Here is a 17,314-nt window from a genome sequence, read left to right on the forward strand (position 1 = left end):
TTCTGCTTCGCTAACGCTGCCGCTTTTGCTTTTGCAGCAGCTGCTGCCTTCGCCTTGGCTTTCGCTTTTTCTTCTTCCGTTACTTCTTCTGTTCCCTCTCTTTTTTGCTTCGCTAACGCTGCCGTTTTTGCTTTTGCTGCCGCTGCTGCACGTCGTTTTGCTTCTTCTATAGTAATATCATCATTTTTTGGTAGCGCTTTCTCTTTTTCTTGATCTTCTGCCTCAAGCTCACTTATTTCCGCCTCGTGTTTCGCTACAAGGCGTTTTCTCGCTTCTTCTTTTGCACGCCTAGCTGCTTCTTTTTTCAGATCCTCTAAATCTTTGTTTGGATTACTCATTTATTCGTCACCTGCTTCCCGGTCTTTGCTTCGTAACGAATTTTTTCTTTTAATTTATTAATTCCATAAATTAAAGCAGCCGGATTTGGGGGACAACCAGGAATATACACATCAACTGGTACGATTTGGTCTACACCTTTCACAACAGCATATGAATTTACATACGGACCACCTGCTGTCGCACAAGATCCCATCGCAATAACCCATTTCGGTTCAGGCATTTGATCATATAAACGCCGAACAATAGGAGCCATCTTCTTCGTTACTGTTCCCGATACAATCATGACGTCCGATTGCCTTGGTGAAGTCCGAAAAAATGACCCAAATCGATCTAAATCATAATGTGATGAGCCTACTCCCATCATTTCAATTGCACAGCACGCCAGTCCGAATGTCATCGGCCATAAAGAATTGCTCCTCGCCCACCCTTTCAACTGTTCCAATGTAGAAAAAAAGATATTTCGTTCTAATTCTGCTCGCTCATTTGGATGTAATTCCTCAAAATTTATAACCATTGTAACACCTTCTTTTTCCAAGCATACGCTAATCCAACTAGCAACATTACAACAAAGATGAGCATCTCAATTAATGCAAATAAACCTAGCTTGTCATACGCAACAGCCCAAGGATATAAAAATAAAGTTTCTACATCAAAGATCACAAACAATAAAGCGAAAATATAATAACGAGCATGAAACCGAATATTTGCATCGTGAAAAGGCTCAATTCCACTCTCATACGTCGTCGCCTTTGCTGCACTTGGTTTATTTGGGCGCAGCATCCTTCCTAATGTAAGAGCCACTACCGGCAGCAATATACCTAATAGCAAGAAAATCAAAACGATCATATAACTATTTTCATATACACTTGCCATTGTGAAACCCTCCCCCCTAAATTAAGAACAAGTTCACATAGTAAACAATATGTCCTAGTTGCAGCAATTATTATTTTTAAATTTTTCTAAATAATGCAACTATTCTAATCATTATAGCAAACTTCAAATTCCTATGTCGATATGTTGGGAGACAGAAACAAGAATTATTAAAATCTATCTTTACAACTTGCTATAATTGTGCAAAATAAATATAAAACTTATATATGCTTTTCAAGAAACCGTAGGTGATATAAATGAAAAAACAAACACATGTAAGTATTCTTATAATCATTGCATTACTGTCTATAACGATTCACTACGTAGCGATGCCTTTTTTATATGATTACTCATTTCCTTTTCAGCTATTAATCGGAATGAGTACCCTATTAATTGATATTATCGCTTGTAGTTATATACTTTACTTTTCAAACATGAAAGAAGGGCTACCTCGTTTATTTTGGATCATATTATCTGTTGGAGCTCTCTCTTATTTTATCGGTGATATAGTCGTTGCCTATCAGCGTTTAATTGTAAAGGACTTCTATACGTTCGTTGATCCATCTGACTTTTTTTACTTACTTTTTTTAGTTAGTTTTGCCTTTGCCTTTCTATACGAAATCATTTACAACCGAGATTTATTAGAAAAACTTTTTATGCTATGTGATATTTGTATTATCGTTACAGCTCAATTTACTTTAAGTTACTACTTACTTATTGAACGAACCATTCACATCTTTACAACATCCTATATCGACATATTTGTTCAACTTACCTATCCAATGGCTGATTTACTCTTTCTCTTAATAGGAATCAATCTTTTATTCAAACCACTATCCTTATTACCTAAAAAGGTTGGTGCGCTTCTTGGCAGTGCTTTAATTTTATATGCTACTACCGATGCGATTTATGCTTATATAAAATACTTCATACCAGAGTATTCTATGTTTACAGTTACTCCTTTCTATCAAGTAACCTTAGTACTAGTAGCAATTGCCTGTATTCTCCATACAAAAGAACCTGAAAAACAAGAACAAGTACTACTAACACTTAAAATTGGTGAAGCAATCCGATTATCATTACCGTATATTTCGGTAGTAATGCTTATTGTTTTTATATTAGTCGAATACGTTTTTACGCCTATTATAGTAATCGGACTTATAATAACTTTCTCTTTCGTTCTCATACGTCATAGTTTAGTTCGAAAACAAAATAAAATATTATTGCTTGCTCAAATGCAATTCAACTCAGAACTCGAGAAACAAATTGAACTACGTACAGAAGATTTAGTAGAACAGAAAAATGAACTCTATCATAATCAACAAATGTTTAAATCTTTATACGAGCATCATCCAGATCCAATCTTCACATTAGATTTGTACGGTAATTTTCTCAAAGTAAATAACGCTGGTACTACTTTACTTGGTTATCAAACGAATGAATTATTAAATCAGCCTTACTATTCACTCATATACGAAGAAGATTTAGAAGAAATGATTAACGCCTTTCATCGTGTAAAAAAGGGATATTCTATCTCTTTAGAAATACGGGCGTACCATAAAAACAGAGATATTTACTACTTGCACGTTACCGCCGTACCGATCTTTTTAAAAGAGAAAATTTCTGGGGTTTATTTAATGATTAAAGATATTACGGAAAGCAAACAACAACAAGAACAAATTAATTTCCTAGCATACCATGATACTTTAACAGAGCTTGCAAATCGTCGTGCATTTCATCAACATTTAGAACAGGCAATTGCACGAGCAAAAGTATCGAAAAAGTCTTTTGCTGTTATGTTTCTCGACCTAGACCGTTTTAAAGTTATTAATGATACCCTCGGTCATCGAGTAGGAGACCTATTGCTTATCGCAGTAGCAAAAAGGCTCGAAAGAATATCAACATCAAATATGAAACTCGCACGGCTAGCTGGGGATGAGTTCACGATCCTTATCGAAAATTACAAAAAAAAGCCAGATGTCCAAAAAATGGCTGATATGATTGTAGCGGCCATGAATGAGCCATTTGAAATCGAAAATCAACATTTACAAATCTCACCAAGTATCGGAATTGCAATATATCCTGAAGCAGGTGAAGATCCGCTATCCATTTTGCAGCATGCTGATATGGCCATGTACGAAGCAAAGAATAAAGGAAAAAACGGTAGCTCTCTTTACACGAAAGAACTATATAAAAAAATGGAACGAAAAGCTCGAATCGAAAAAGATTTGCCAATCGCTTTAGTAAACAAAGAATTTTATCTCGTTTATCAACCACAAATCGATACGACAACAAATAAAATTATCGGTGCTGAAGCTTTAATACGGTGGAAACACCCGCTATTAGGTGACATTTCACCATGTGAGTTTATTCCAATTGTAGAAGAGACGCCACAAGTAGTCCCACTTGGACATTGGGTATTACAAGAAGCTTGTCTCCAATTAAAAATATGGCATACCTTTGGCTACCAAAATTTAAAAATAAGTGTTAATTTATCTGCAAAAGAGTTCCGGCAAGATCAATTAATCGAAAACATTTCACAAATATTAAACGACGTGCAAGTCGATCCAAAATATGTAACCCTCGAGTTAACAGAAAGAATTGCAATGATTGACGAGAAAGAAACGTTATTGAGACTGAAGCAATTAAAAGAATACGGTATCCAAACTTCCATTGATGACTTCGGTACTGGGTATTCTTCTCTTGCTTATTTATCAATTTTTCCAATCGACACATTAAAAGTACCGAGAGAATTTACACAATTAGCTGATCATCGTCCTGAAGAACGAGCCATCGTTTCTACAATCCTTTCCCTCGCAAATACTTTAAATCTTTCAGTCGTTGCCGAAGGAATTGAAACCGAAAAACAGCTTAAGTTTCTGCAAAAACATAAATGTAAATATATGCAAGGTTACTATTTCAGTAAACCACTTACTAGCAATCAATTTATAAAGTTTCTACAAAAAAACCCCAGTATGAACAAATAATTCATACTGGGGGTTTTATAGTGCTAAATATTTTTCTCATAATATTCTTCTGCGATCTCTTCGTAAAAAGCCGCAGATGTTGTGTAGAAATATGGAATTAACCATAAGAATCCAATCCCTAACGTAATACAACTTAATATAAACCAACCGATAAAACTTAAACATAAAATGAAATACTCCATCTTATGTCCATCCATCATACGACGACTTTCTGTAATAGCTTGGTTCAGTGAATACTCAGGATGATCATTTATAATAAAGTATGTCATCGCATAAGAAAATGATTTAATAATACCTGGAATAACGAACAATAACGTCCATAAGAAAAGATAAAGATTTACTAATAAATATAATAAAAATGATTTTAGAAATCTCTTTCCCTCTGAAAACCAAATGAATACATTACCGATACTAGCTTGATTTTCACGAAGGATATTTAAACCAAGGTAATATCCACCTAAAGTTAACGGTCCAGTAACAAAAAATGTAAGAATATTCGTTGAAAGTGAACCATTTGTTTTTTGCCAACCGAAAATTAAAGAAAATCCCCAATCAACACTAAAACTAAAAGCCGTGATAAGAATTGAAATGAGCAGTGTAGCCCCAACAGCTAATCCCCATTTCCCTTCTAATGAATCTAGTGCTTCTCCTTTTAGATCACTAATCATGCGTAGCCTCGCCTCCTATACACAATAATTCTATTAGTATAGCATGTTCCTATTGAAATTCGCCTTTTGAAATGTAGCGATAAAAGTGTGCTGTCGTTGTACTCATATACGGACTAAGCCAAAGAAATCCTATTCCAAAAGTAAGAAGCGCTAAAACAACCCAGCCTATGAAGCTCAGCCATAAAAGAAACAAATCTAACTTATGACCCCTCATAAGATTCTTACTTTCCTTCATCGCCTGCGAAACACTATATTCTGGATTTTCAATCATCACATAGTACGTCAGTGCATAAGAAAAATACATCACAATCATACCAACAATTGAAATTGCTAATAGTACGAAGAAAGCTATTTTAAACGACAGATTTCCTTCTTCACCTAAGAATATGAATAAACCTGTTAACAACATCGGAATCCATGTACCTGTATATAACAAAATCGCAAGCATTGCCCACATTGTTTTCATCATTCTTTTAAAGCCACGAAATCCTTCGAATAAGTAATCTACTTTAGCATCTTCTCGTTTACTAATCTGTAAAAATACATTTGTATAACCATATGACGTAATCCCATACGATGCGTTACTCAAAATTATCATAATGCAATAAAAAATTCCAAAGGTAATACCCGCTCCAATTGACATCGTTTCCGCTTCAAATGATCCAGTCACACTTACAACTAAAAGAAATATAATAATTCCTGGAATTAATAATATAAGCATTGCAGCCATCGAAACGACATAACTTAAAATAAAATATAAAATCGTTGATCCAACACCTAGTCCCCATTTCCCCTTTAAAGAGTACAATGCTTCTCGTTTCATTTCACCGATCATTGATTCATCCCCTTCATAAAATATAAATTGCTGTACACCTCTACTTATACAAGCATCAATATAATTATACCAGTTTTGTAAAATTATCCATAAAACAAATAAAAAATCCGTAAAGGCAAGGCCCTTACGGATTTTTTTACTTCATATCAGAAACATTTAAACGGTTCACAGCACGTTGTAATGCCATTTCTGCACGTCTAAAGTCAACATGTGCTTGTTTGTCTTGCATACGTTGCTCAGCGCGACGCTTCGCTTCATTTGCACGATGGATATCGATATGGTTTGCTTCTTCAGCAGATGATGATAATACAGTTACTTTATCTGGACGAACTTCGATAAAGCCACCGCTTACTGCTACATAATCAGTGTGTCCACCATTTTTCAGACGAACTGCACTAATTTTTAATGGTGCAACAGTTGGAATGTGACCTGGTAAGATCCCCATTTCCCCACTCTCTGCTTTTACACTTACCATTTCTACTTCTTTTTCGTAAACCGGTCCATCAGGAGTTACAATACTGACTGGAAATGTCTTCATACTTCGTCCCTCCTAAGGCCTTACGCCATCATTTTCTTCGCGTTCTCAATAACTTCTTCAATACTACCAACAAGGCGGAATGCATCTTCTGGAAGGTCATCATATTTTCCTTCTAGAATTTCTTTGAAGCCACTAACTGTATTTTTTACAGGTACGTAAGAACCTTTTTGACCTGTAAACTGCTCAGCTACGTGGAAGTTTTGAGATAAGAAGAATTGAATACGACGAGCACGATGTACAACTAACTTATCTTCTTCAGATAACTCATCCATACCTAAGATAGCGATGATATCTTGAAGTTCTTTGTAACGTTGTAAAGTTTGCTGCACTTGACGTGCTACTTCATAATGCTCTTCTCCTACGATTTCTGGAGAAAGTGCACGAGATGTAGATGCTAATGGATCTACGGCTGGGTAAATACCCATTTGTGTTAAACGACGCTCTAAGTTTGTTGTTGCATCTAAGTGAGCGAATGTTGTAGCTGGTGCTGGGTCAGTATAGTCATCGGCTGGTACATATACCGCTTGGATAGACGTGATAGACCCTTTATTTGTAGATGTAATACGCTCTTGTAATTGACCCATTTCTGTTGCAAGTGTTGGTTGGTAACCTACCGCAGATGGCATACGACCAAGAAGGGCAGATACTTCAGAACCAGCTTGCGTGAAACGGAAGATGTTATCGATGAACAGAAGTACGTCTTGTCCTTGCTCATCACGGAAATGCTCAGCCATTGTTAAACCTGTTAATGCAACACGTTGACGTGCTCCAGGTGGCTCATTCATTTGTCCGAATACCATCGCAGTTTTCTTGATTACGCCAGAATCGCTCATTTCATGGTATAAGTCATTACCCTCACGAGTACGCTCACCTACACCAGCGAATACAGAGATACCACCGTGCTCTTGTGCGATGTTGTTAATTAATTCCTGAATTAATACTGTTTTACCTACGCCGGCACCACCGAATAGGCCGATCTTACCACCCTTAATGTAAGGAGCAAGTAAGTCTACTACTTTAATACCAGTTTCAAGAATTTCTACTTTAGTAGATAATTCTTCGAATGCAGGTGCTTGACGGTGAATTGGATCACGGTGTACATCCGCAGGAAGTTCACCATCTAAGTCAATTGCATCACCTAATACGTTGAATACACGACCAAGTGTTGCATCACCAACTGGTACAGAGATTGCTTTACCAGTATCTTCTACTTCTGTGCCACGAACAAGTCCATCTGTGGAAGACATCGCAACTGTACGAACTGTATCATCACCTAAATGAAGTGCAACTTCAAATGTTAAGTTCATGCTTCCGTTTTCGTTGCTTTGTTTTACCGTAAGGGCGTTGTAGATTTCTGGTAGCTTTCCGCCATCAAACTTAACGTCTACAACCGGACCCATGATTTGCGTAACGCGCCCTTTATTCATCGGGTTCCCTCCTAGCTTTCTTTTAATTAGCCAGCTTTCTAAGCGAAGTCGGCTTTTAATTTTTTATTAGTTTAGCTTACGCGACTCTTTTGAAAGAGCCGCTTCCGCTTTTTATTACTATTCTAACGCTGCTGCTCCACCAACGATTTCCGTAATTTCTTGCGTAATCGCTGCCTGACGCGCACGGTTGAATGAAAGTGTAAGTGAATCGATAACTTCCATTGCGTTGTCTGTAGCACTCTTCATTGCTGTCATACGCGCTGCGTGCTCACTTGCTTTACCATCTAGTAATGCACCGTACACTAAGCTTTCTGCGTATTGTGGCAATAATACTTTTAAAATTTCTTCTTCAGAAGGTTCAAATTCATAAGCTGTCGTCGGTTTGTCAGACGCCACATCAGTAAGCGGTAAAATTTTATTTTCCGTTACTTCTTGTGAAATTTTACTTACGTAATGGTTGTAGTAAATATACAGCTCATCATAAGCACCATCTGCGAACATCGCAATTGCTCGAGAAGCAAGATCTTTAATATCAGTAAATGATGGGTGGTCAGATAATCCAACTACTTCATCAATGATGTTAAAGCCGCGACGTTTTAAATAATCACGTCCTAGTCGTCCAAGTACAATAATTGAATATTGATTTGAATCCATATTATGACGTTCACGAATTACGTTACTTACTGTACGTAATACGTTACTGTTATAACCACCTGCTAGTCCGCGATCAGATGTAATAACGATGTATCCTGTACGCTTTACAGGACGCGCATTTAGCATTGGATGATTAATTCCTTTACTTCCTTGCGCAATGCTCGCTACTACTTCTTGAATCTTTTCCATATACGGAACGAAAGATTTAGCATTTTGCTCTGCACGGTTTAACTTAGATGCAGATACCATCTCCATCGCCTTCGTAATTTGACTCGTTTTCTTTGTCGAGGTAATCTTCGCTTTTATATCGCGTAAAGATGCCACAGGTTTTCACCACCTTTTTTCCGGAAGTTGGCACGATTAGTAAGAATCCTCTTCCTAATCTACGTTGCAAGATATTCTTGCTCATGATTGAAGGAAAAGAATAGGTGCACCTACTCTTTTCCTTTACATAACCGTCAGCAATCTCAGAGTCTGAGATGCCTTATATATTATCTAGCGTCGGCGGCTTGTACGAGCCGCTTCCGCTTTTATTAATCTAGTTCCGCCTCTTAGCCGATGGGGCTGAACAGTCGGCTTCACTTTTATTATTATTCAGAAGCTACGAATACTTTTTTAAATCCATTAATTGCTGCTGCAAATTTGTCGTCATCCGCAAGTTTCTTAGTTGTGCGGATTTCTTCTAATAAGTCAGTCGCATTAGAATCTAACCAAGCATGGAATTCTTCTTCGAAACGAGTGATATCTACTACTGGGATATCATCTAGGAATCCACGTGTTAAAGCGTAAAGAATGATAACTTGTTTCTCTACACGTAACGGTTTGTGTAATCCTTGTTTTAATACCTCAACAGTACGAGCACCACGGTTTAATTTCGCTTGAGTTGCTTTATCAAGGTCAGAACCGAACTGAGCGAACGCTTCTAACTCACGGTAAGATGCAAGGTCAAGACGAAGTGTACCTGATACTTTACTCATTGCTTTAATCTGAGCAGATCCACCTACACGAGATACAGAAGTACCCGCATCGATCGCTGGACGTACGCCAGAGAAGAATAGGTCAGATTGTAAGAAGATTTGTCCATCCGTAATAGAAATTACGTTTGTTGGGATGTATGCTGATACGTCCCCTGCTTGTGTTTCGATGAAAGGTAGTGCAGTTAAAGAACCGCCGCCTCTTGCATCACTTAATTTTGCTGCACGCTCTAATAAGCGAGAATGTAAGTAGAATACATCCCCTGGATAAGCTTCACGACCTGGAGGACGACGTAATAGTAATGACAGCTCACGGTAAGCCGCTGCTTGTTTTGATAAGTCATCATATACTACTAATACGTGTTTACCATTGTACATGAACTCTTCACCCATTGTTACACCAGCATAAGGAGCTAAGTATAATAATGGAGCTGGTTGAGAAGCAGATGCAGTTACAACGATTGTGTACTCTAATGCACCGTGCTTACGTAGTGTTTCTACTACGTTACGTACAGTTGATTCTTTTTGTCCGATAGCTACATAGATACAAATCATATCTTCATCTTTTTGGTTAATGATTGTATCAAGTGCAACTGCTGTTTTACCAGTTTGACGGTCACCGATGATTAACTCACGTTGACCACGGCCAATTGGTACAAGAGCGTCGATCGCTTTAATACCTGTTTGAAGTGGCTCATGAACAGATTTACGATCCATTACACCTGGTGCTGGACTTTCGATTGGACGAGTGTTTGTTGTATTGATTGGGCCTAAACCATCAACTGGTTGACCTAATGGGTTTACAACACGACCAATTAGTTCTTTTCCTACTGGTACTTGCATGATGCGACCAGTACGACGAACTTCGTCACCTTCACGGATTTCTGTGTAAGGTCCTAAAATGATAATACCTACGTTGTTTTCCTCTAAGTTTTGTGCTAGTCCCATAACGCCGTTAGAGAACTCTACAAGCTCACCAGCCATAACGTTATCAAGACCATGAGCACGCGCAATACCGTCACCAACTTGGATAACTGTACCAACATCACTAACTTCGATTTCAGACTGATAGTTCTCGATTTGTTGCTTTATCAGTGCGCTAATTTCTTCAGCTCTGATGCTCATGTGCTTCACCCCTATCTATTCTTCATTAATTCACGCTGAATACGTGCTAATTTTCCTTGTAAACTTCCGTCATAAATGCGATTTCCAATGCGTACTTTAATTCCGCCTAGTAAATCTTCATCTACAACATTTTTCACGCGAATTGCATCTTTTCCCGTTCTCTTTGCAAATGCTTCTGCAATGTTAAGCTTCTCTTCTTCAGATAGAAGACGAATAGAATATACAGTTGCATCCGCTACGTTACGTTCTTCATTAGCAAGAACAACATATTCATCTGCAATTTCAGGTAAGATATCAATACGCTTGTTATCAATTAAAATATATAACGTATTTAAAATTGATTCAGAAACAGATCCGAATACGTTTGCAAGAAACGTTTTCTTCTGCTCTTTTGAAATGTTCGGTTGCGTTAAAAAGCTATGTAGTTCTCCGTTCTTTACATAAACGTTTTGTACAAGGCGTAATTCTTCTTCAAACATTTCTAATACGTGTTTTTCTTTTGCAATTTTAAAAAGAGCGACAGCATAACGTTTTGCTACAATCCCATTGCTCATCGCGCTTCTCCTACTTCTTTAATATAATCGCGAATTAACTTAACTTGATCTTCTTCTTTTAATTCTTTTTCAATTACTTTAGAAGCAATTTGAACAGATAAAGAAGCGACTTGTTCTTGTAAAGCAGCAATCGCTTGCTCTTTTTCGCGTTGAATTTCTTGTACAGCAGATGCTTTAATTGATTCTGCTTCTTCTTTCGCAGCAGCAACAATAACATCCTTTTGATCTACAGCTTGTTTTTTCGCTCTTTCGATTAACTCTTGTGCTTCAACACGTGATTGTTTTAACATTTCACGTTGTTCTTCTACTAACTTCTTCGCTTCAGCGTTACTTCTTTCTGCAGCGTCGATTTCATTAGTAACATGCTCTTCACGTTCTTTCATAATTCCCATTAAAGGACCCCACGCAAATTTGCGTAGCATTACTAATAGAATTAAGAAAATGAACAATGTATAAGCAATCGTTCCAAATGGAATGGCAGCTCCTAATAATAAAGTTGGCACAAGGATTCACTCCCTTCAAAATATCTAAATTGATCATATGAAAAAAAAAGACATACGTTTCGTTCATAAAGCAATGGCGAAGAAAGTTCGGAAAAACACTCTTCGCCATCTATGTAAGGGGAGTCTCCCTTATTTGTTCATTACGATGAATGCAATAACTACACCGATGATTGGAAGTGCCTCAACTAAAGCAACCCCGATGAACATAATTGTTTGAAGTGCGCCTTTTAATTCTGGTTGACGAGCAACACCTTCGATTGTACGTGATACGATAAGACCGTTACCAATACCTGCACCTAATGCTGATAAACCAATTGCAATTGCAGCTGCGATTACACCTAAACTCATTTAATTTGTCCTCCTTTGTATTATAAAAAAATAAATTTTTTCTTACTTAAATTATATTAATGGTCATGACTTACTTTATGAGCCATATAAACCATCGTTAACATAACGAAAATAAATGCTTGGATTGATCCAACGAATACACTGAATCCCATCCATGCTAACATTGGTACAAGCGCACCTAATGCTCCAAGGAATGATGCCCCGCCTAACTTAGCAAGTAATCCTAATAAGATCTCACCTGCATAAATGTTACCGAATAAACGAAGACCTAACGTTAATGTGTTAGCAAACTCCTCAATAACCTTTAATGGGAATAAGAATTTCATAGGTTGGAAATAACCTTTAACATACTCTTTCGTACCCTTCATCTTAATTCCATAATAATGGGTGAGGGTAACTACCATCACGGCTAATGTTAATGTAACTGCTGGATCAGACGTTGGTGACCTCCACCATGCAATATGTTCGCCAGCTTCAGTTGCTGAATACATGAATGGTAAACCAAGGAAGTTCGATACGATGATAAACATGATAAGCGTAACGCCAAGCGTTAAGAAACGTCCACCTGTTTTCCAGTCCATCGTACTATTGATAATCCCTTTCACGAAGTCAAACACCCATTCCATGAAGTTTTGCATCCCGGTTGGGCGAAGGGCTAAGCTGCGAGTTCCGATAACAGCGATTAAGAAAACAATAACTGCTGCTACAGTAACCATCATAACTGATGACAAATCGAACGTTAAACCTAGAAATTCAACTAATTTACCGTGTTCCACTAGTAATTCACCTCTCTTCCCTGCTCTTATACTCTAAATAAAGAAAATCTATGATCATGACAAGGTATCCTGTCAGCAATCCTACACCTAAGCCCCACATCGCAATTAACTCTTGATATTTGGCTGCAAATAAAATTAATAACCCAATCGTGGCGAATCTTGAATATGTACTTACAGCTGTCGCCTTAAACTTCACGTTTTCTCCATTTGTTACGCGATCTAACAGCTTGTCTGTTCTACGTGCAATGATGCGCAAACTAAGAAAACTGAAAATCGTTCCGATAATCAGCCCAAGAAATACATCCTTGTAAGAGGTAAATCCCCATCCTAGCACTAGAAGCGCAAGCAAGTAGTACATATATTTCTTTTGTCTTTGGACAAGTCCATGTACGTCTATCATCATTGCTCTCCCGAATAGTAATGTCGAATGAGTCGAATCATTGCGTATACCCCTGTTCCTAACCCGAGTAATAACCCTATAATAAGAAACAATGGAAACGTTCCAACCTTATTATCAATCCACTGCCCACCAAAGATTCCAACAAGTATAGAACCGACTAACTGAGCAAGAATTCCTGACATTAAAGCATATGCTTTTATATGGCTGCGATCGTTTTTTTGCAAGGATTCATCCCTCCAATATGTAACCCTCATTCACGATGTGTTAATAATAACTCATTTTTTTGCATAAATCCTATACAAAACAAAAAGTTTACATTTTCGTCACGGAATAGATGTAATTTTGTCACTGAAAGCCCTACCATCTATCCCCGTTGTTAGCATACAATAGGGTATTAACAGTGTCAACGAGAAATCGTAAAAAATCTAAAAATTTGAGTATTAGGCATTTCCTCCCAAAAATGAAAACGTTCCCCTTCTAAATACTGGTTACATATATGCAATTTCTAACAGTTTTCTCTTTATAATAGAAGGAAATGTTCACAAGTTTGTCACTATTATATTTTCGAGATATAACGCTTTCCTTCCATAATATAGTGTTCCTCAGACGTAAGACTTCTATATTATATGTGATGTGTATGCAACTTATGTTGTATATACGATGTATATTTATCCTCCCCCTCCCCTACTTGCTTGCAGCAAAAAAAAACGAGCAGGGGAATCTCCCCTGCTCGTCAGTTGTCTTACTTCGTTCCGAATAAACGGTCACCAGCATCACCAAGACCTGGTACTACATATCCGTGGTCATTTAATTTCTCATCTAATGCTGCTACATAAATATCAACATCAGGATGTTCTTCTTGTACTACTTTTACCCCTTCTGGAGCTGCAACGATACACATTAATTTAATTTGTTTCGCACCGCGCTTTTTCAGAGAGTTAATCGCTTCAGCCGCAGAACCACCTGTTGCTAGCATCGGATCTAGTACGATAAAGTCGCGCTCTTCTACATCCGTTGGAAGTTTCACATAGTATTCTACCGGTTGCAATGTTTTAGGGTCACGGTATAAACCAACGTGTCCTACTTTTGCTGCTGGAATTAATTTCAGAATTCCATCAACCATTCCTAAACCTGCACGTAAAATCGGAATTAAACCAAGTTTTTTACCAGCGATCACTTTTGTTGTCGCTTTGCTTACAGGCGTTTCAATTTCGATGTCCTTAAGCGGAAGGTCGCGAGTAATTTCGAAAGCCATTAAGCTTGCTACTTCGTCCACTAATTCACGAAAATCTTTCGTACCTGTATTCTTATCGCGAATATATGTAATCTTATGTTGAATTAACGGGTGATCAAATACATACAGTTTTCCCATGTGAATCTCTCCTTTAGATGATATTCATGCGTTTGCACGCTTTTTTACACTATTTACGATTGTAAAGAAAACGCTACTAATATTCAAGGGCAAATTTGGCAAAATCATGATTTTACGATGAATCTATCTAGTATCTTTACCAATTATGGGAGCTGTATCCTTCATTATATCGCCAAAATTTATTCATCATTTGTATACATACTTTAAAAATAATATATGTCCACAAAAAAGACCGCCAAAACAATTAAGTCTCGGCAGTCTTCTTCAATCTATTATAGATTTGGATACATTGGGAATTTGCTAGTTAACGCTTCTACACGCTTACGTACTTCTTCTAATGCAGCTTCATTTTCATGATTTTTTAATGTATAAGCAATAAGTGACGCAATTTCATCCATTTCTTCTAAACCGAAACCACGAGATGTTACAGCTGCTGTACCGATACGTACACCACTTGTTACAAATGGGCTTGCTGTTTCAAATGGAATTGTATTTTTGTTCACTGTAATACCAACTTCATCTAATACGTGCTCTGCTACTTTACCTGTGATTTCTAAGTTACGAACATCAATCAAGATTAAGTGATTGTCTGTTCCGCCAGAAACAAGTGTAAGTCCTTCTTTTTGAAGACCTTCAGCTAAGCGATTCGCATTGTTAATGATATTTTGTGCATATGTTTTGAAATCATCTTGAAGTGCTTCACCAAACGCAACAGCTTTTGCAGCGATTACGTGCATAAGTGGACCACCTTGAATACCAGGGAAGATTGATTTATCAATTTGTTTTGCAAATTGCTCTTCACATAAAATCATACCACCACGCGGGCCACGTAACGTTTTATGTGTTGTCGTTGTAACGAAATGTGCATGTGGTACTGGATTCGGATGTAAACCAGCAGCTACTAAACCAGCGATATGTGCCATATCAACCATTAAATAAGCGCCCACTTCATCTGCAATCTCACGGAATCGCTTGAAATCGATAACACGAGGGTATGCACTTGCACCTGCAACGATTAATTTTGGTTTATGTTCTTTCGCTTTTGCTAATACATCATCGTAATTAATACGGTGAGAGTCAGCATCCACGCCATATTCTACGAAATTATATTGTACTCCACTGAAGTTAACAGGGCTTCCGTGTGTTAAGTGACCACCATGAGATAAATTCATACCAAGTACTGTATCGCCTTGCTCTAAAATCGTGAAGTATACTGCCATGTTCGCTTGTGCACCAGAGTGTGGTTGAACATTTACGTGCTCTGCGCCGAAAATTTCTTTCACGCGATCACGTGCGATATCTTCTACTACGTCTACGTGTTCACAGCCACCATAATAACGTTTTCCAGGATATCCTTCAGCATACTTATTCGTTAAAACAGAACCTTGCGCCTCCATTACTGCTTCACTTACGAAGTTTTCCGAAGCAATTAACTCAATCTTCGAACGCTGTCTTCCTAGTTCTGCCTCAATTGCAGCAAATACCTTTTCATCTTGACGTTTTAAATGATCCACCAAAATCCCCCTTTTCTGAACGAATTACATCAATTCCCAACAGTTTTTTCTTATTTATTCAGAAAAAACGAAAATTCAGGTTGTAATTCTTTCGAACCTTCATGTTTTCAACTACATTCTAACATGACTTTCTATATCATAAAAGAAAAAAAAGACCGAAAATCGGTCTTTTCTTTCTTCTACTATAAAGTCAGACAACATACCTTTTATCTTATGATAAACAGCTACTATATGACTTCCTAATTTCTCATATTTAACTGCAAGTGGTAGTCTCTTCCGCCACCGCGTAAACAGCACGTGCTCCACCTATTAGTTTTCCACGTGTTTTGGCCATCGTTACATGTGCACTTCCAATTGCCTTCACACTTGTACGAACCGGAACAGCTACATGTTTTAAATGCATACCAATAAACGTATCACCAATATCCATTCCTGCATCTGCTTTAATAAACTCAACTACTACCGGATCTTTCAAATTGTGATACGCATATGTCCCCAATGCACCACCTGCTGATCTAACAGGCGCAACTGTTACAATTTCAAATTGATATTTTATCGCTACTTCTCTCTCAACCACTAAAGCACGGTTTAAATGCTCACAACATTGAAACGCTAATTCAATACCTGTTTGCTCTTGAAATTGTTTTAACTCAGAAAAAATCGCCTCTGCTACTTCCATCGTTCCTGATGTTCCAATTCTTTCGCCTAGCACTTCACTCGTGCTACAACCCACTACAAAAATTTGACCGCTTTGTAATGAAGCTTGTTCTTGGAAATCAGAAAGCGACATTTGTAGCTGTTCTCTTACCTTTACGATTTCTGTCATTACGCCTCTTCCTTTCACAGGTTGGTTCACCAAATTATATTTCACACTACTGATAGTTAGAATGTATTACTTTGTTTCGTATGTTTTAATTTTTCCTACGCGGTTTTCGTGACGACCACCTTCATAGTCAGTTGTTAACCAGATTTTCGCGATATCACGCGCTAGACCAGCACCAATTACACGCTCGCCCATTGCTAGCATGTTAGTGTCATTATGCTCTCTCGTTGCTTTCGCGCTGAAAGTATCATGCACTAACGCACAACGGATACCATTTACTTTGTTTGCTGCGATTGACATACCAATGCCTGTCCCACAAACTAAAATACCACGATCCACTTCACCATTCGCTACCATTTCAGCTGCTGGAAACGCAAAGTCAGGGTAATCAACAGAACCAGCTTCACATTCACAACCTAAATCAACATATTCAATATTTAACTCTTCTAATAAATTTACAAGTTCTTTGCGGATATTCATACCGCCGTGATCAGATGCTATTACTACTTTCATTTTTACCCCTCCAAAGTTTCAATCAATTATCTTCATTTCACACTCGCTACCTCAATAGGACGAAGTGATCTCCAATATCGTATTATACACGAAA

At 37.7% G+C, this 17,314-nt stretch carries 20 protein-coding genes and 1 pseudogene; 1 reads left to right on the plus strand and 20 read right to left on the minus strand.

Annotated features, from left to right (window positions below):
* From BM089_RS23785 to nuoA, 3 genes and pseudogenes are all read right to left on the minus strand, one after another.
* Positions 1-338, minus strand: a pseudogene (locus BM089_RS23785) (NADH-quinone oxidoreductase subunit C); the annotation flags it as partial.
* Positions 335-853 carry an NADH-quinone oxidoreductase subunit NuoB gene (gene nuoB, locus BM089_RS23790; protein ID WP_000236331.1) on the minus strand — a complete coding sequence of 173 codons (519 nt, stop codon included), beginning with the start codon at positions 851-853 and terminating at the stop codon, positions 335-337. The gene nuoB and the pseudogene BM089_RS23785, both read right to left, overlap by 4 nt.
* A complete protein-coding gene (nuoA, locus tag BM089_RS23795; protein WP_000179273.1) occupies positions 844-1,212 on the minus strand; it encodes an NADH-quinone oxidoreductase subunit NuoA in 369 nt (122 codons plus the stop codon). The genes nuoB and nuoA overlap by 10 nt, the downstream gene beginning before the upstream one ends.
* A gap of 254 nt (positions 1,213-1,466) precedes the next feature.
* Here nuoA and BM089_RS23800 point away from each other — a divergent pair, with 254 nt between their 5' ends.
* Positions 1,467-4,196 (plus strand): putative bifunctional diguanylate cyclase/phosphodiesterase, encoded by a 2,730-nt coding sequence (locus tag BM089_RS23800; protein ID WP_090978277.1) that lies wholly within the window; start codon positions 1,467-1,469, stop codon positions 4,194-4,196.
* Between the two features lie 23 nt (positions 4,197-4,219).
* Here the strand turns inward: BM089_RS23800 and BM089_RS23805 are convergent, their stop codons facing one another.
* The 17 genes from BM089_RS23805 to rpiB all read right to left on the minus strand — a co-directional run bounded on the left by BM089_RS23805 (position 4,220) and on the right by rpiB (position 17,220).
* On the minus strand, positions 4,220-4,864 hold the full coding sequence (locus tag BM089_RS23805; protein WP_000622468.1) for a DUF975 family protein: 645 nt from the start codon (positions 4,862-4,864) through the stop codon (positions 4,220-4,222).
* A gap of 49 nt (positions 4,865-4,913) precedes the next feature.
* Complete coding sequence (locus tag BM089_RS23810; RefSeq protein WP_090978279.1) at positions 4,914-5,699, minus strand: DUF975 family protein; 786 nt, start codon at positions 5,697-5,699, stop codon at positions 4,914-4,916.
* A gap of 136 nt (positions 5,700-5,835) precedes the next feature.
* Positions 5,836-6,237, minus strand: coding sequence for a F0F1 ATP synthase subunit epsilon (atpC, locus tag BM089_RS23815; RefSeq protein ID WP_000847215.1), 402 nt, complete (start codon positions 6,235-6,237; stop codon positions 5,836-5,838).
* Positions 6,238-6,257: 20 nt separating this feature from the next.
* A complete protein-coding gene (atpD, locus tag BM089_RS23820; RefSeq protein WP_001032596.1) occupies positions 6,258-7,664 on the minus strand; it encodes a F0F1 ATP synthase subunit beta in 1,407 nt (468 codons plus the stop codon).
* Between the two features lie 117 nt (positions 7,665-7,781).
* Positions 7,782-8,642, minus strand: a complete 861-nt coding sequence (gene atpG, locus BM089_RS23825) for a F0F1 ATP synthase subunit gamma (RefSeq protein ID WP_000157703.1) — start codon at positions 8,640-8,642, stop codon at positions 7,782-7,784.
* 266 nt (positions 8,643-8,908) lie between these two features.
* On the minus strand, positions 8,909-10,417 hold the full coding sequence (gene atpA, locus BM089_RS23830; protein ID WP_000027521.1) for a F0F1 ATP synthase subunit alpha: 1,509 nt from the start codon (positions 10,415-10,417) through the stop codon (positions 8,909-8,911).
* Between the two features lie 11 nt (positions 10,418-10,428).
* Positions 10,429-10,971, minus strand: a complete 543-nt coding sequence (gene atpH / locus BM089_RS23835; protein WP_000064682.1) for a F0F1 ATP synthase subunit delta — start codon at positions 10,969-10,971, stop codon at positions 10,429-10,431.
* Positions 10,968-11,474, minus strand: a complete 507-nt coding sequence (atpF, locus tag BM089_RS23840) for a F0F1 ATP synthase subunit B (RefSeq protein WP_001142615.1) — start codon at positions 11,472-11,474, stop codon at positions 10,968-10,970. Before atpF ends, atpH begins: the two co-directional genes overlap by 4 nt.
* 129 nt (positions 11,475-11,603) lie before the next feature.
* The gene (gene atpE / locus BM089_RS23845) at positions 11,604-11,822 is read right to left on the minus strand and encodes a F0F1 ATP synthase subunit C (protein WP_000052064.1); all 219 of its coding nucleotides are present in this window, start codon (positions 11,820-11,822) and stop codon (positions 11,604-11,606) included.
* A gap of 56 nt (positions 11,823-11,878) precedes the next feature.
* On the minus strand, positions 11,879-12,598 hold the full coding sequence (gene atpB, locus BM089_RS23850; protein WP_000399870.1) for a F0F1 ATP synthase subunit A: 720 nt from the start codon (positions 12,596-12,598) through the stop codon (positions 11,879-11,881).
* Between the two features lie 7 nt (positions 12,599-12,605).
* The gene (locus BM089_RS23855) at positions 12,606-12,998 is read right to left on the minus strand and encodes an ATP synthase subunit I (RefSeq protein WP_000567600.1); all 393 of its coding nucleotides are present in this window, start codon (positions 12,996-12,998) and stop codon (positions 12,606-12,608) included.
* A complete protein-coding gene (locus BM089_RS23860; RefSeq protein WP_001171223.1) occupies positions 12,998-13,222 on the minus strand; it encodes an AtpZ/AtpI family protein in 225 nt (74 codons plus the stop codon). Before BM089_RS23860 ends, BM089_RS23855 begins: the two co-directional genes overlap by 1 nt.
* A 26-nt stretch (positions 13,223-13,248) precedes the next feature.
* Positions 13,249-13,362 carry a DUF4024 domain-containing protein gene (locus BM089_RS23865; protein WP_000232962.1) on the minus strand — a complete coding sequence of 38 codons (114 nt, stop codon included), beginning with the start codon at positions 13,360-13,362 and terminating at the stop codon, positions 13,249-13,251.
* Positions 13,363-13,740: 378 nt separating this feature from the next.
* Positions 13,741-14,370: a uracil phosphoribosyltransferase gene (gene upp / locus BM089_RS23870; protein WP_000517539.1), complete on the minus strand. Its 630-nt coding sequence runs from the start codon at positions 14,368-14,370 to the stop codon at positions 13,741-13,743.
* 272 nt (positions 14,371-14,642) lie between these two features.
* Positions 14,643-15,884 carry a serine hydroxymethyltransferase gene (glyA, locus tag BM089_RS23875; protein WP_000349806.1) on the minus strand — a complete coding sequence of 414 codons (1,242 nt, stop codon included), beginning with the start codon at positions 15,882-15,884 and terminating at the stop codon, positions 14,643-14,645.
* A gap of 253 nt (positions 15,885-16,137) precedes the next feature.
* Entirely contained in the window at positions 16,138-16,710 is a 573-nt protein-coding gene (locus BM089_RS23885) for a TIGR01440 family protein (protein WP_090978281.1), read from the minus strand.
* Positions 16,711-16,776: 66 nt separating this feature from the next.
* Entirely contained in the window at positions 16,777-17,220 is a 444-nt protein-coding gene (rpiB, locus tag BM089_RS23890; protein ID WP_000869539.1) for a ribose 5-phosphate isomerase B, read from the minus strand.
* Positions 17,221-17,314: the final 94 nt, after the last annotated feature.

This window comes from Bacillus sp. 5mfcol3.1 (genome assembly GCF_900114335.1).
Lineage (GTDB): Bacteria > Bacillota > Bacilli > Bacillales > Bacillaceae_G > Bacillus_A > Bacillus_A thuringiensis_S.

Coding starts and splice junctions, on each gene's coding strand:
- nuoB (WP_000236331.1), bottom strand. CDS start 853: ATGGTTATAAATTTTGAGGAATTACATCCAAATGAGCGAGCAGAATTA.
- nuoA (WP_000179273.1), bottom strand. CDS start 1,212: ATGGCAAGTGTATATGAAAATAGTTATATGATCGTTTTGATTTTCTTG.
- BM089_RS23800 (WP_090978277.1), top strand. CDS start 1,467: ATGAAAAAACAAACACATGTAAGTATTCTTATAATCATTGCATTACTG.
- BM089_RS23805 (WP_000622468.1), bottom strand. CDS start 4,864: ATGATTAGTGATCTAAAAGGAGAAGCACTAGATTCATTAGAAGGGAAA.
- BM089_RS23810 (WP_090978279.1), bottom strand. CDS start 5,699: ATGATCGGTGAAATGAAACGAGAAGCATTGTACTCTTTAAAGGGGAAA.
- atpC (WP_000847215.1), bottom strand. CDS start 6,237: ATGAAGACATTTCCAGTCAGTATTGTAACTCCTGATGGACCGGTTTAC.
- atpD (WP_001032596.1), bottom strand. CDS start 7,664: ATGAATAAAGGGCGCGTTACGCAAATCATGGGTCCGGTTGTAGACGTT.
- atpA (WP_000027521.1), bottom strand. CDS start 10,417: ATGAGCATCAGAGCTGAAGAAATTAGCGCACTGATAAAGCAACAAATC.
- atpH (WP_000064682.1), bottom strand. CDS start 10,971: ATGAGCAATGGGATTGTAGCAAAACGTTATGCTGTCGCTCTTTTTAAA.
- atpE (WP_000052064.1), bottom strand. CDS start 11,822: ATGAGTTTAGGTGTAATCGCAGCTGCAATTGCAATTGGTTTATCAGCA.
- BM089_RS23855 (WP_000567600.1), bottom strand. CDS start 12,998: ATGATAGACGTACATGGACTTGTCCAAAGACAAAAGAAATATATGTAC.
- BM089_RS23865 (WP_000232962.1), bottom strand. CDS start 13,362: ATGGTAGGGCTTTCAGTGACAAAATTACATCTATTCCGTGACGAAAAT.
- upp (WP_000517539.1), bottom strand. CDS start 14,370: ATGGGAAAACTGTATGTATTTGATCACCCGTTAATTCAACATAAGATT.
- BM089_RS23885 (WP_090978281.1), bottom strand. CDS start 16,710: ATGACAGAAATCGTAAAGGTAAGAGAACAGCTACAAATGTCGCTTTCT.
- rpiB (WP_000869539.1), bottom strand. CDS start 17,220: ATGAAAGTAGTAATAGCATCTGATCACGGCGGTATGAATATCCGCAAA.